The 13,829-nt window shown below is 61.4% G+C and carries 12 protein-coding genes; 5 read left to right on the forward strand and 7 right to left on the reverse strand.

The annotated features are described in order from the left end of the window. The first annotated feature begins 15 nt into the window (after positions 1-15). Complete coding sequence (locus ACL2XF_RS17875) at positions 16-1,167, forward strand: trans-sulfuration enzyme family protein (protein ID WP_410012375.1); 1,152 nt, start codon at positions 16-18, stop codon at positions 1,165-1,167. Here the strand turns inward: ACL2XF_RS17875 and ACL2XF_RS17880 are convergent. The 4 genes from ACL2XF_RS17880 to ACL2XF_RS17895 form a co-directional block, all read right to left on the reverse strand. Then, the gene (locus ACL2XF_RS17880; protein WP_410012376.1) at positions 1,162-2,184 is read right to left on the reverse strand and encodes an isopenicillin N synthase family dioxygenase; all 1,023 of its coding nucleotides are present in this window, start codon (positions 2,182-2,184) and stop codon (positions 1,162-1,164) included. The genes ACL2XF_RS17875 and ACL2XF_RS17880 overlap by 6 nt on opposite strands. 115 nt (positions 2,185-2,299) lie before the next feature. Beyond that, positions 2,300-3,598, reverse strand: a complete 1,299-nt coding sequence (locus ACL2XF_RS17885; RefSeq protein ID WP_410012377.1) for a TRAP transporter large permease — start codon at positions 3,596-3,598, stop codon at positions 2,300-2,302. Between the two features lie 17 nt (positions 3,599-3,615). Then, positions 3,616-4,125, reverse strand: coding sequence for a TRAP transporter small permease (locus ACL2XF_RS17890; RefSeq protein WP_410012378.1), 510 nt, complete (start codon positions 4,123-4,125; stop codon positions 3,616-3,618). Between the two features lie 63 nt (positions 4,126-4,188). Next, a complete protein-coding gene (locus tag ACL2XF_RS17895) occupies positions 4,189-5,166 on the reverse strand; it encodes a TRAP transporter substrate-binding protein (RefSeq protein ID WP_413721988.1) in 978 nt (325 codons plus the stop codon). Positions 5,167-5,582: 416 nt separating this feature from the next. On the opposite strand from ACL2XF_RS17895, the gene ACL2XF_RS17900 reads away from it, so the two are divergent. From ACL2XF_RS17900 to dhaR, 3 genes are all read left to right on the forward strand, one after another. Beyond that, positions 5,583-6,443, forward strand: coding sequence for an SDR family NAD(P)-dependent oxidoreductase (locus ACL2XF_RS17900; protein WP_413727271.1), 861 nt, complete (start codon positions 5,583-5,585; stop codon positions 6,441-6,443). Positions 6,444-6,778: 335 nt separating this feature from the next. Further along, on the forward strand, positions 6,779-7,555 hold the full coding sequence (gene surE, locus ACL2XF_RS17905) for a 5'/3'-nucleotidase SurE (RefSeq protein ID WP_410012381.1): 777 nt from the start codon (positions 6,779-6,781) through the stop codon (positions 7,553-7,555). A 186-nt stretch (positions 7,556-7,741) separates the two neighbouring features. Continuing rightward, complete coding sequence (gene dhaR, locus ACL2XF_RS17910; protein ID WP_413728830.1) at positions 7,742-9,661, forward strand: dihydroxyacetone kinase operon transcriptional regulator DhaR; 1,920 nt, start codon at positions 7,742-7,744, stop codon at positions 9,659-9,661. 66 nt (positions 9,662-9,727) lie between these two features. Here dhaR and dhaM read toward each other — a convergent pair whose 3' ends face one another. From dhaM to dhaK, 3 genes are read right to left on the reverse strand one after another with little or no spacing between them, the layout of a single operon-like run. Beyond that, positions 9,728-11,239 (reverse strand): dihydroxyacetone kinase phosphoryl donor subunit DhaM, encoded by a 1,512-nt coding sequence (gene dhaM / locus ACL2XF_RS17915; protein WP_413727272.1) that lies wholly within the window; start codon positions 11,237-11,239, stop codon positions 9,728-9,730. Positions 11,240-11,267: 28 nt separating this feature from the next. Then, positions 11,268-11,900 carry a dihydroxyacetone kinase subunit DhaL gene (dhaL, locus tag ACL2XF_RS17920; protein WP_410012383.1) on the reverse strand — a complete coding sequence of 211 codons (633 nt, stop codon included), beginning with the start codon at positions 11,898-11,900 and terminating at the stop codon, positions 11,268-11,270. Positions 11,901-11,915: 15 nt separating this feature from the next. After that, positions 11,916-12,986 carry a dihydroxyacetone kinase subunit DhaK gene (dhaK, locus tag ACL2XF_RS17925; protein WP_410012384.1) on the reverse strand — a complete coding sequence of 357 codons (1,071 nt, stop codon included), beginning with the start codon at positions 12,984-12,986 and terminating at the stop codon, positions 11,916-11,918. A gap of 275 nt (positions 12,987-13,261) precedes the next feature. Between dhaK and ACL2XF_RS17930 the strand changes: the two genes are divergently transcribed. Next, on the forward strand, positions 13,262-13,765 hold the full coding sequence (locus tag ACL2XF_RS17930) for a YgjP-like metallopeptidase domain-containing protein (RefSeq protein ID WP_410012385.1): 504 nt from the start codon (positions 13,262-13,264) through the stop codon (positions 13,763-13,765). Positions 13,766-13,829 lie beyond the last annotated feature (64 nt).

Genomic DNA, 13,829 nt, shown 5'->3' on the forward strand with positions numbered 1-13,829 from the left:
AATAAGGATAATAGCATGACCCATATCGCCACCCTTGCCGTGCACAGCGGTTATACCCCGGACGCCACCGGCGCGGTAATGCCGCCGATTTACGCCACCTCCACCTTTGCGCAAACGGCGCCGGGCGAACACAGCGGCTACGAATATTCGCGCAGCGGCAATCCCACCCGCCACGCGCTGGAACAGGCCATCGCCCAGCTTGAGCAAGGCACCCGGGGATTCGCCTTCGCCTCCGGGCTGGCGGCCTGCTCAACGGTGCTGGAATTGCTGGATCAGGGTAGCCATATCGTGGCGGTGGACGACGTGTACGGCGGCACCTACCGGCTACTGGAAAACGTGCGCGCCCGCACCGCCGGCCTGCGCGTCAGCTGGGTCAAGCCGCAGGACGCGGACGCGCTGGAGCGGGCCATTCAACCCGATACCCGAATGATTTGGGTGGAGACCCCCACCAATCCGCTGCTTAAGCTTGCCGATCTGGCGGCGATTGCCGCTATCGCCCGCCGCCATAACCTGATAAGCGTGGCGGATAACACCTTTGCCTCGCCGGTATTGCAGCAGCCGCTGACGCTGGGGTTCGATATCGTGGTGCATTCGGCGACCAAATACATTAACGGCCATTCCGACGTGGTGGCCGGGCTGGCGGTGGTGGGGGATAATCCCGCGCTGGCGGAGCGGCTGGCCTATTTGCAAAACGCCATCGGCGGCGTGCTCGACCCGTTCAGCAGTTTTTTAACCCTGCGCGGCATTCGCACCCTGGCGCTGCGCATCGCCCGCCACAGCGAAAGCGCGTTGCGCATTGCCGCATGGCTGGAAACGCAGCCGCAGATTGAGAACGTTTATTACCCAGGCCTGGCGAGCCATCCGCAGCATGAGCTGGCGCGGCGCCAGATGCGCGGCGCGGGCGGCATGATTTCCATCCGCCTGCGCGGCGACGATGCGCAGGCGGCCAATCGCTTTATCCGGCAGCTTAGCCTGTTCACTCTGGCCGAAAGCCTGGGCGGCGTCGAAAGCCTGGTAAGCCAGCCCTTCGCCATGACCCACGCGTCCATTCCGCTGGAGCAACGGCTGGCCACCGGCATTACGCCGCAGCTGGTGCGGCTGTCGGTGGGCATTGAGGATGCCGGGGATTTGATGGCGGATCTGGCCCGCGGGCTGGCGGCGTTATAATAACGCCGGGATATCGGGGTAATAGCGCTGCGCCACATCGGGGTGGGAGCGCAACCGTCCTTTCAGATAATTCCAGCCGACGTCGCGCAGCAGCGGATTGCGCGGATCGCTTGCGGGGCCGCGCGCCTGGGCGGCCAGCGCGGGCGGCAGTTCAAACAGCGGCACCACCGCGTCCAGACGGGCGCCAAGGAAAAAGGCGATGGACAGGCGTTCGGCGCCCGCGGGCGGCGACACCACCCGGTGCACCGTGGCGCGCAGGTAGCCGTTGGTGGCCAGTTCCAGCAGTTCGCCGATATTGACCACAAAGGTGCCGGCAACCGGCGCGGCATCCGTCCAATGACCTTCTTCCACTTCCACCTGCAGGCCCTTTTGCCGATCCTGCAGCAGGAAACTGAGAAAACCGGAATCCTTATGGGCGCCGACGCCCTGGCTGCTGCCGGTCTGGTTGCGGGCGGGATAACGGATAAGCTTAATATGCTCATTGGGCTTATCGCCGTACAGGGGATCGAACGCGTCCGCCGGCAGCGACAACGCCTCGGCAAAGGCGCGCAGCAGGCGCAGGGACATCGCGGTCATTGCGGCCTGCCAGCGCAGCAGCGCCGGTTTTAACCCGGGCAGTTCCGCCGGCCACTGGTTAGGCCCCTGCAACCGGGTCCACGCCGGCGTCCGCTCCGTCTGCGGCAGCGGCGCGCGCTCGGCGCCAATATCGAACTGTTCGCGCCAGTCGGGTTGTCCCCGGGTCAATTCCGACGCGGCGCGGTTATAGCCGCGAAAATGGGGAGAGTTGATCATCGCCACCGCCTGTTTTTGCGCGTCGGACAGCGCAAAAAATTCACGCGACAGCCGCTGCACCTGGTCAAGCAACTGCGCATCCACGCCATGGCCGGCCAGGTAGAAAAAACCGATATCCCGCGCCGCGAGACGCAGCTCGGTTAAAAAGACCGTACGCTCCGCCTGGCCGCCATCAAGCCGGGAAAGATCGAGCAAGGGTAAAGATGCCGCTACTGCCGTACTCATAGGCTGCTCCGTTGTTCATACCTCAGAGCCCAACATGCATCATCTTTAAAACGTCGCCCAATACTGATCGGTTCTAAGTTATTGCCGGTACTGCTAAGAAATCGCGGCGCACCCTTCAACCGTTGCCGTTATACACCCCGGTGACCGCGGGCAGCCATAGCGAGATAATCGGCACATAGGTAATGATCAACAGCACGATAAACAGCACGCAGTAAAACGGCAGCATCGCCTTTACCACCGCCTCCATTTTCTGCTGGCTGACCGCGCTGGCGACAAACAGCACGGTGCCCACCGGCGGAGTGATCAGGCCGATGCCGAGATTGACCAGCATAATCATGCCGAAATGCACCGGGTCGATACCCAGCGAGGTGGTGACCGGCAGTAGCACCGGGGTCAGGATTAATATCAGCGGCGCCATATCCATCAGGCAGCCGACAATCAGCAGCATGATATTAATGCACATCAGGATAACGTATTTGTTTTCTGAAATGCTCAGGAAAAAGTCGGTAATAATCGTCGGCAGCTGCATAAAGGTCATCACCGAACCAAAGGCGGCGGCAAAGGCGATCAGCACCATGACGATAGTGACGGTTTTAATGGTGCGGAACAGCAGCAGGTGCAGATCGCGCCACCTGAATTCGCGGTAAATGAACATGGTGACAAAAAAAGCCCAGATACAGGCGATAGCCGCGGATTCAGCGGCGGTGAACACGCCGGAAAGAATACCGCCGAGTATAATCACGATGGTGAACAGGCCCCAGAACGCATCGATAAATATTTTCAACGCCTGGCGGAACGGCACCAGTTCGCCTTTGGGATAATTGCGCTTGCGCGCAAAGCCGATACACATGATAACCAGGCACAGTCCCAGCAATAAGCCGGGAAAGATACCCGCCATAAACATGGAGGAAATGGTTACGGTGCCGCCGGTGGCCAGCGAATAAATCACCGAATTATGGCTGGGCGGGGTTAACACCGCCTGCACCGAGCCGCTGGCGGTCACCGCGGCGGCGAAATCGCGCGGATAGCCCTGCGCCTCCATTTGCGGGATCATTACCGAGCCGATGGAGGCGGTATCCGCCAGCGACGAGCCGGAAATCGCGCCGAAAAAGGTCGACGCCACAATATTCACCAGCGACAGGCCGCCGCGGATAAAGCCGACGAAGATGTACGCGAAGTTCACCATTCGCCGCGCTATGCCCCCTTCGGCCATAATGGCGCCGGCCAGAATAAAGAACGGAATCGTCAGCAGGGAAAACTTGTTAATGCCGTTGGTCAGCTGGATAACAATCGCCTCCAGCGGTAAATCAATCCACCACGCGCCGATAAAAGCGCTTAAGCCCACGGCAAAGGCCACGGGAAACCCGAGGGCGAGAAGCACCACCAGGCTGCCTATCAAGATTAACGCATCCATAGCACCGCTCCGCTTTATTAATGGGAATTGCCCAGCATCACCAAAGGACGGTGATCCTGGGGCCCGGATATCATGCGTTCGATGACAAACAACATCATCAGGAACGAGCCTACGGGGATGGGCAGGTACATTTCTCCGTACGAAAAGCCCGGCAGCGAGGCCATCATCTGGTCCCACATGGCGGCGCACAGGCTGGTGCTGTACCAGATCATGATCAGGCAGATCACGCACATCAGGATATCGCAGGCCAGCTCGCAGAGACGCTTTCCGGCGGGGGACAGCCGATCGGTCATGATCGAGACGGAAATATGGGTGTTGGCGCGATACCCCACCGGCGCGCCGATAAAGGTAAAGATAATCATGCAGACAATCGCCACCGGCTCAGGCCAGGACAGGGCGTTATCAAACAAATAACGGGCGCCGATGCCGATGGGGATCACGGTGACCATAATCATCAGCGCGATGCTGGCGATCAGCAGACATATCGCATACAACCCGTCCATTAACCGGGAATAATTAAAAGGCATAATGTTCCACCTGAAAGGTTGCAGGCGGCGGGACGTTATCCCCGCCGCAGGGAGGGATAAGGATTAATGCACATCGGCAATACGTTTCATTAATTCTTCATGTCCTTTGCCAAACTGATCTCTTACCGGCTGCGTCGCCTTAATGAAATAATCATGATCGATATTCTGGAACGTCACGCCGGCGGCTTTCATTTTATCCAGCGATTGCTGGTTGTAGGTGGCCCATAATTGCCGCTCGTCCAGTTGCGCTTCCTTGCCCAATTTCAGCATGGTCTGCTGATCCGCGGCGGATAATTTATTCCACACCAGCGAGGATACCAAAATCATTTCCGGCTGGATAAAATGGCCGGTCAGGGTGTAATACTTGGCCACCGGAATATAATTATGGGCAACAAAGGTCGGCGGATTATTTTCGGTGCCGTCCACCACGCCGGTCTGCATGGCGCTGAAGACTTCGCTTACGCCCATGGCGACCGGATTGGCGCCCATGGCTTTTAATGTCGCCAGCGAAATCTGGCTATTCTGTACGCGGATCTTCATGCCGTGCAGATCCTCCGGCTTCACCACCGGTTTTTTGGTGATCATATTGCGCACGCCGGCGTCGGTCCAGCCGAGGAAGACCATTTTAGCCTTGGGATCCGCACTGACCTTGGCGGCGATTTCCTGCCCCACTTCGCCGTCAAGCACCTTATGCATATGATCTTCATCGCGAAAAATATACGGCAGGGTGAGCACGCTGGTTTCCGGGGCAATGGTGGTCATCGGCGCCAGCGAAACGCGAATCATATCCACCGCGCCGATTTGTACCTGCTGCAGCGTCTGCTCTTCATCCCCCAGCACGCCGCCGGAATAGACCTTCATCTCCAGGCGCCCGTCGGTAGCCTGCTTCAGCTTTTCCCCCATATGCTGCAGCGCCACCACCGTGGGATAGCCGTCGGGCTGCACCTCGGCGACCTTAAGCACCCTGGCCGTGGCGATGGGGGCGGACAATGCGGTGGCCAGGGTTATCGATAGTGCAATCAATAATTTATTCGTTTTCATTATTTTAACTCCGGACGGGTTTCAGAGGTCGCATACGCCTGGGCGGACGGGCAGCTCGCCGCTGGGCGCTAAAATGTATAAGCAAAAGGAAAGTAACAAAATGAATATATCTGGAACGGTGTTTTATAAAATACACCATCAATCAGTAGAATGAAGTGGGTCACATTTTTTGGTTATCAAAATGTGAAATTTTAATGTCTGTCACAAATTGAAATTAAATGCCAATTTTTGCGGCAAACCGTTTTGAAGAGCAATTAAAGAGAAATAGGCAACAAATCAAAAGGACTGTATATTCGCGCGCGGCGGACAACCCCGTACCATAGCATGGTCATTCTCCAGCCGGACGGCGTCGACGTCGGCAAACCGATCGCCCGTCAGACCGACGGCCCGTTTCATTATCCTGAGGAATAACTGCTATGCGCACCCTACCACCCAAGACTTGGTTTATTACCGGCGCCTCCAGGGGCCTCGGTCTGACCCTGGCCCGCCTGCTGCTGGCGCAGGGCCACAACGTGGCCGCCACCTCGAGAAACCGCGCGGCGCTGGAGCGCGCCGTGGCGCCCACCGCCGACCAGTTCCTGCTGTTCCTGCCGCTGGAAGCCGATCTCACCGACGAGGACAGCGTCGGCGCGGCGGTGGAGCAAACTATAAAGGCGTTCGGCGTTATCGATGTCGTGGTAAATAATGCCGGTTATGGCCTGCAGGGCACGGTGGAAGCGCTGACCGACGCCGAACTGCGCCGTAATTTCGACGTCAATGTCTTCGCGCCGCTAAACGTACTGCGCAAGACCTTGCCGCAGCTGCGCCGCCAGCGCGCAGGGCACATTATCAATATCGCGTCCGTTGCCGGTTTCCAGGGCGGCTATGCCGGCTGGGGCGGTTATGTCGCCGCCAAGTTCGCCCTGGCCGGACTGACGGAATCGCTGGCGGCCGAAACGCGGGAGTTGGGCATCCATGCCACCGTGATCTACCCCGGGCCGGTGCGCACCGACTTTCTCTCGGCCGGCTCCCTGGCGGTGGCGCAGCGCCAGATTGACGACTACGCCGCTGCCCAGGCGTCGCTGGATCTGCATAGGGACACCCTGGCGGGCAACCAGGCCGGCGATCCCGACAAGCTGGCCGCACTTATCGTCCGGATCGCGTCCGTGGAAAAACCGCCGCTGCATCTGTTTGCCGGCAATCTTGCCTGGGATCTGGCGTATCAGAAACTCGGCGAGGTTAAGCTGGATCTGGCGGCGTGGAAGGATGCGTCGCTGGCGACGGATTTCCCGCAGTGATATCAATGAGAGGTCGTTGATGATGGCGGGAATAATCCGGGACTTATGGCCTCCCTCAATTTAATGAACTAGCGTATTGATGGCAAACACGTAGTGCGCTTGGGGTAACCGCTTTATTTCTTTAATTTGTCATATTTTTGTCATCCGCGGTTCAACCCCTTTTTTTACCCTTGCGCTGCGCTTTTTGACCCGCCCCAGGGCGGGCAGCCGCGCGGCCGCGCAGATTTTATCCCCTGCGCACGTGATTTTTGTCTTATGATGTCAGGCAGAGCCCGTGGCGAAATCAACTCGACATTCATTCATTTTTGGCCTGACCCATGGAGAACAACCCTGTGATGAAAAAAGTGAATCGCGTTTTATTGACCAATGATGACGGCATCGACGCCCCCGGTCTGGAGCTGCTGGCCAAGGCCGCCCAGGAGATTGCAGAAGAGGTGTGGATAGTCGCCCCCGCCCAGGACAAAAGCGGCGTGGCCAACTCCCTGAGCATGCGCGAGCCGGTGCGGGTGATCAACAAAGGTCCGCGGCGGTTTGCCGTCTATGGCACGCCCGCCGACTGCGTGGCCTACGCCGTGCACCAGGCGATGCTCGGTTCCCCGCCCGACCTGGTGCTTTCCGGCGTCAACAACGGTTCCAACCTGGGATTTGAAACCCTGCTCTCAGGCACGGTGGGCGCGGCGATGACCGGCATGCTGTCGGGCATTCCCTCGATTGCGCTAAGCCAGAACCGCGATCCCGATCAACCGGTAAACTGGGATAGCGCCACGCGCTACCTGATACCGACCCTGCGGCATGTGTTGCAGGCGACATGGGACCGGCAGGTGTGCCTGAATGTGAATTTCCCGGATATGCCCGCCGATCGGGTGAAAGGCATCAGGGTCACCAAGCAGGGCATGGGCAATGTGGACGGCATGATGGTCATTCCCGCCAAGGATCCCCACGGCGAGGACTATTTCTGGATCCGGGTGCAGCACGGCGGCCTTGAACGCCCGGAGAACAGCGAGCTGAAGCTGAATGACGAAGGCTATATTTCGGTGACGCCGCTCACCTTCGAGCGGACTGAAATGAAAGAGTTCCAACGTCTCGGCAGCCTGTACGGCCAGGACTTTTAGCCCCTGCCTAACCGCGCCCCGCCGGTGCGGTTGCTCCCCCCGCGTTATCGCCGCCTGCGATATTTGCCTGAGGCTTAACAGAAATCCCGCCGGGATTCTGGAGTAATACCTCCCTTGATGCCGTTAATCCGGGGAGACGATACCTTGGTGCTGAAAACTGCCTTGCCCCACCCTGGCCGCGACGACCTGCCCAAGCGGGAACCGGCGTGCGCCATTCCGGCCCTGGAGGAATCCCGGCGCCGCTGCCGCAAACTGATGCAGCCCGCCGACTGGCGTCCCGCGCACCGGGCCGCCGGCGTGACCTTCGCTTCCATTTGCCGGCGTAAGGACGATTTGCTGGTGCTGGGACAGGCGGCGCTGGAGGATGCGTATGAGTATATGGAGTCGCGGCCCTGCGCGTTGCTGATCCTGGATGAAAGCGGCTGTACCCTGTGGGCGTGCGGCCATCCGTTTACCCAGGCCCGGCTGGAGGCGCTGGGCATCGGCCCCGGCAGTTACTGGACCGAAGGCCTGATCGGCACCAACGCGCCGGCGCTGGCCATCGCCGGGGGCTATCCGGTGCAATTGGCGGGAGAACAGCATTTCCGCCAGGCGCTGCACCCCTGGCACTTTTGCGCCGCCCCGGTGTACGACAACGGCGGCCGCCAGCGGGCGGTCATCGTGCTGGCCAGCCTGGTGGAGGACAAGGCCGCCAGCGATCTGTCGCTGACGCTGGTGCTGGCGCGCGAAGTGGGCAATTACCTGCACGCCGACAGCCTGCTGGCCGAAACCAACCGCCACCTTAACGCGCTCAACGCCCTGCTCGACGGCGTGGAAGACGGCGTGCTGGCCTGGGATCAGCACGGTTGCCTGCAATACCTTAACGCGCGCGCGGCGGCCATGCTGCGCCTCGATGAAACGGAGAGCCTCGGCAAGCCGGTGCTGACCCTGCTGACGCTGCCGGCGCTGGTGATCCAGGCCATGCATAACCGCAGCCCGCTGAGCCATGTCCAGGTCACGTTTGAGAACCGGCAGCAGTTTATCCCGGCGCTGCTGACGCTAAAGCCTATTCCCGACGGCGATCGCTGCGGTTTTATCGCCCTGCTTCACCCGCAGGAACTCCTGCAGCAGTTGGTGCATAACCAGCTGGGCCGGGTGAGTTATACCTTTGCGGATATGCCGCTGGCGTCGCTGGAAATGCGGCGGCTGGTGCGTTATGGCAAACAGGCGGCCAAAGGCAGCCATCCCATGCTGCTGCACGGCGAGGAAGGCGTGGGCAAGCAGCGTCTGGGACAGGCCATCCATAACGGCGGCGAACGCGCGCAGGGTCCGTTTATCGCCCTGAACTGCCAGGCGTTGCCGCAGGATTTGATGGCGCGGGAATTTCTGGGCAGCGATGCCAGCGAGGGCGAGGCCGGGCAGCCGAGTAAATTCGAACTCGCCAACGGCGGCACCCTGTATCTGGAACAGGTGGAATATCTGTCGCCGGAAATGCAGTCAGCCCTGCTGCAAATCATCAAGACCGGCATGCTGATGCGCGTCAATTCGAACCGGGTGATCCCGGTGAATGTGCGGGTCATCGCCGCCACCGGCGCCGATCTGCCGCTGCTGGTCAAGCAAAACCGTTTTCGCCGCCAGCTGTTTTACACGCTGCAATCCTTTGAACTGCATATCCCGCCGCTGCGCCTGCGGACGCAGGATATTCCCGTGCTGGTGCAGGACAGCCTGCAGGCGCTGGGCCGCCATTTCCAGTGCCGCTATCAGATTGGCGGGGACGTCATTCGCCAGCTGTGCCTGTACCCCTGGCCGGGCAACGATCAGGAGCTGAAAAGCGTGGTGGAGCGCGCCGCCATGACCTGCCGCAACAATCGTATCGAGCTTAACGATCTGCCGGAGCATTTGCTGCAGGAACGGGCGCTGGTGGAACCGGACGCGCCCGCGTCGCAGCCGGTGCTGTCGTTTCCGGACCTGGAGCGCCAGGCGATTATCCGCGCGGCGCTGGTATGCCGGGGTCAGCTAAACGAAATGGCGCCGCTGCTGGGCATCGGCCGCACCACGCTTTGGCGCAAGGTGAAGCAATACCACCTGGAAATGGCGCGGTTCAAAACGGGCGCCGAGGCGGAATAAGCGCCGGCGGGCCCGCCGGCGCCGGGAAAATACTCGCGTCAAACATCGCTGCGAAAGCGCCAGGCGTTAAACCAGCGCGCCGCCGCGCGGCTTTTTGTCTTCGCTCTCCTCCGTCCCCGCTTTTTTACCACCGGCGGGCTTGTCGACGGTGAGGGTGCCGGCGGCCATGTCCAGCGCCGCCGTTTGGCCGTTGCGGGTGGCCTGTAAACATCCGCTCACGCCCACTACCATCGGTATGCCCAGCGCCCGCGCCAGGATGGCGCTATGCGACCAGATATTCCCCGCGCTCAGGCAAATGCCTTTCACCTTTTGCCGGTCCAGGCCAAGCATCTCGGAAGGCATCAGTTCCTCGGCCACCAGCAGCACGCCGTCGCCGTCGCCAACGCCGGGCGGCGCCACCGGCCCGGCGCCAAGATGTCCCAGCACCCGGTTGAGGATATCGCGGATATCCAGTTCCCTGGCGCGCAGGTAGGGGTCCTCCATCGCGCGGTACTCGTCGACCATGGCCATCAGTTCCCGCGACGCCGCCGCCTCGGCGCTGGAGAGTTCCGTTGCGATGCGTTGATCCAGCGCCCGCAGCAGATCCGCATCCTCAATCAGCAGCGCGTGGGCGCTGAAAATGGCCGCCTGATCCGGCCCCATGGCATCGCCGGCCCGATGCGCCAGCCGCCGCAGATCGCCGCGGGTCGCCGCCAGCGCCGAACGCAGCCGCTGCTGCTGTCCGGTTATCTGCTGGCGCGAAATCGTCTCCGGCCGCGCATGATAACGGGCCGGACGCAGCTTCAGCACCGGCGCGCGAATACCGCCGGGGGGAACCGGTATGCCGGTAAGCGTCATGCCGGCGCGCACGTCGACCTGTTCGCCGAAACCCCGGCGCGCCAGGGCGATAAACGCGTCCAGCGCCGCCCCCGCCTCCGGTCCGCTGGCCAGCAGGCGCAGGGTATCGCCCTGGCGGATTTGCAGCGTCGCCAGTTGGTTAAGACTGCGCGGGTCGACGCCGCGCCCGCCCTTTTCAAGACGCAGGTCCGCCTTAAACGGCGCCAATACCCCGGCCAGCCGCGCCGCCGGACGGACATGGAGTCCGTTCGGGTTAAGCACCGTCCAGCTGACGCTTTGGCTGTCGGCGGGCATTACCGTCTTGCCCGGCCCCTCGTCGCCGGCGTCATCCGGCTCGCCAAGCTGGCGGGCCTTAGCCGCCAGCGCGCCCAGCGCCTCCGCCTTCACCTGCGCCAGGCTACCCCCCGCCGACGCCGCCACCACCGCCGCCAGGGTGCCTTCCACCAGCGGCGCGGCGCACAGCGTTACCCGCTGCGCCAGCGCGGGGTCCAGCAGTTCCAGTGCGGTTTCCGCGCTCAACAGGGCGCTGCCGAGATCCATCAGCACCAGCACCCCGGAGGGATCGTCCGCCGATTCAATGGCGTCCATCACCTTGACCGCATCGGTGCCGATGGGATGATCGCCGTCGTCCACCCCGGCGGCGATAACCAGCCGGCAGCCGCCCTGGATCATTTGTTCAGCCAGCTCAGCTACGCCCTGCGCCAGAAGAAGGCTATGGGACACTACCACGATATTGACCATCTTTCCTCCTGCCCGCCCGGGCTTGCGACTAACGGGTCGTCACCTGGTAAAGCGCCTGGATCATCAGCATCGCCGAGGTGGCGCCGGGATCCTGGTGGCCGATGCTGCGTGCGCCCAGATAGCTGGCCCGTCCTTTACGCGCCTGCATGGTGATGGTGGACTCCAGCGCCCGCTGCGCCCGCTCGACGGCCTGGCGCAGGGCGTCGGGCAACGCCAGGTGGTCCCGGCTGTCCTGTTCCAGTTGCTCGACCACCGGCACCCAGACGTCGCACATGGTCTTGTCACCGGGTTCAGCCTTGCCGCGCATGACCACCCCTTCCACGCCCTCCTTCAGCATCTGGCACAGGGCCGGCAAATCGAGGCTTTGTTTGGCGTTGGCGCTTTGGGCGGCGCGGATAAAGAAGGTGCCGAACAACGGGCCGCTGGCGCCGCCCACGCTCGACAACAGCGTCATGCCGGTATTCTTGAGGATAAAGCCGATATCCTTGTCCGCGACTGAAGGCAATTTCTCCAGTACCTTATTAAAACCGCGGTTCATATTCAGACCGTGATCGCCGTCGCCGATATCCGAATCCAGTTGGGTAAGGAAGTCCCGCTGTTCGGTAAACACCTCGGCGCACAGTTGCAGCCAACTGACGATATGCTGTCTGGTAATAACCATTATTGCCTCCATAAATTAACAGCCCCAGCGCAGGGCCGGCGTGTTGACCGGCGCATCCCACAGTTCCAGCAGCGCGTCATCCACCTTCAGCAGGGTGATGGACATGCCTTGCATATCCAGCGAAGTGCAATAGGAACCGATTAATTTACGTTCCACCTGCAGGCCGAACGCCGCGCAGCGCTCCGCCAGGCGATGCCAGACGCCATACAGCTCCGACAGCGGCGTCGACCCCAGGTTATTGACCAGCGCAATAACCCGATCGCCTTTTGCCAACGGCTGCTTGGACTGGCGGGTTTCACGCCAATCGCCCGCCTGGCGATCCCAGTGCCGCAGGGTGCGCTGGTAGCCGCCGTTTTCGATCAGGGTGGCGAACAGGGTATCCACCGTGTCGTTAAGCGAGATAAACGGACGGCGCTCGATGCCCGGCTCGCCGTGGATGCCGATGCCGAATTCCATCTCGTTGTCCGCCAGCGCAAACGACGGTTTGCCGGCGGCGGGCACGGTGCAGGCGCCCAGGGCGATGCCCAGGGAATGCCCCTGGTTGTTGATGCGCTCCCCAAGCGCCGCGCAATCATCGAGCGAGTCGCCGCGCGCCGCCGCCGCGCCCAGCAATTTTTCCAGCAACACGGTATTGGCCACGCCACGCCGCCCGGTGGTAAACAGGCTGTCCTTTACCGCCACGTCATCGTCGACCACCAGGGTCGCCACCGCCGTGCCGCTGGCGTGCAGCAATTCCGCCGCCGTCTCGAAATTAAGGATATCGCCGGTATAGTTTTTAATCAGCATCAATACGCCCTGGCCGCCGTCAATCGCCTGTCCGCATTCATACATCTGATCCGGCGTGGGCGAGGTGAAGATTTCCCCGGGGCAGGCGCCGGCCAGCATACCCTGGCCGATATAACCGCAGTGCATCGGCTCATGGCCGCTGCCGCCGCCGGACATCAGCGCCACCCGCCCCGCCACCGGCGCGTCGGCGCGGGTGATAAACAGCGGTTCCTGGTGCAATGCCAGTGTGGGATGCGCCTCTACCAGGCCGTTGAGCTGTTCCTGCAACACCGTTTCAACGCTATTGATTAATTTTTTCATACGCTGCTCCGCCAGATGAATAGGAATAGATCATGACTATAAGGCAGCTTTGGCCGGACGGGATAACGACGTAAATAGTTCCGTTTTGGAACGTTGCGGCGCGAATAAGGTTTCATTTTGGAACATCGGGCGGGCGTAGCGCGGCAGAGGGTGAACTGACGCACATTACGGGCCGGCGATAACACCGGGGCGACGCGGCCGCGGCCGTTGGTTTTACACCCGGGATCCGTTACCCTTAGCCGGGTCGGCATCTTTTGCCGCGCAACAGGGCACTTATGACACCACTTATCTATTTGCAGGGTTACCCGGAGCACCTCCTCGCCCAGGTGCGCACGCTTATCGCGGAGCAGCGGCTGGCGGCGGTGCTGGCGCAGCGCTATCCCGCCGCGCATGAGGTCGCCAGCGACAAGGCGCTGTACGCATATACGCTGGAGCTGAAAAACCGCTACCTGCGCAACGCGGCCCCGATCAATAAAGTCGCCTGGGACAGTAAAATCCACGTGCTGAAGAATGCGCTGGGTTTGCACACCGCGGTGTCGCGCGTGCAGGGCGGCAGGCTGAAAGCCAAGGCGGAGATCCGCATCGCCACGGTATTCAAAACCGCGCCGGCGGATTTTCTGCGCATGATCGTGGTGCATGAGCTGGCCCACCTGAAAGAGAAAGAGCATGACAAGGCGTTCTATCAGCTTTGCTGCCATATGGAGCCGCGCTATCACCAGTTGGAATTCGATACCCGCCTGTGGCTGACGCAGCTCGCGCTGCAAGGCAAGCCGGATTGACGCCGGCGCCGGGATTAGCCGACGGCGCGCGCGGGCTATGCTATGCTCGCTTATCCTTGTGTGA

This window comes from Sodalis sp. RH19, assembly GCF_047324215.1.
Lineage (GTDB): Bacteria > Pseudomonadota > Gammaproteobacteria > Enterobacterales > Enterobacteriaceae > Acerihabitans.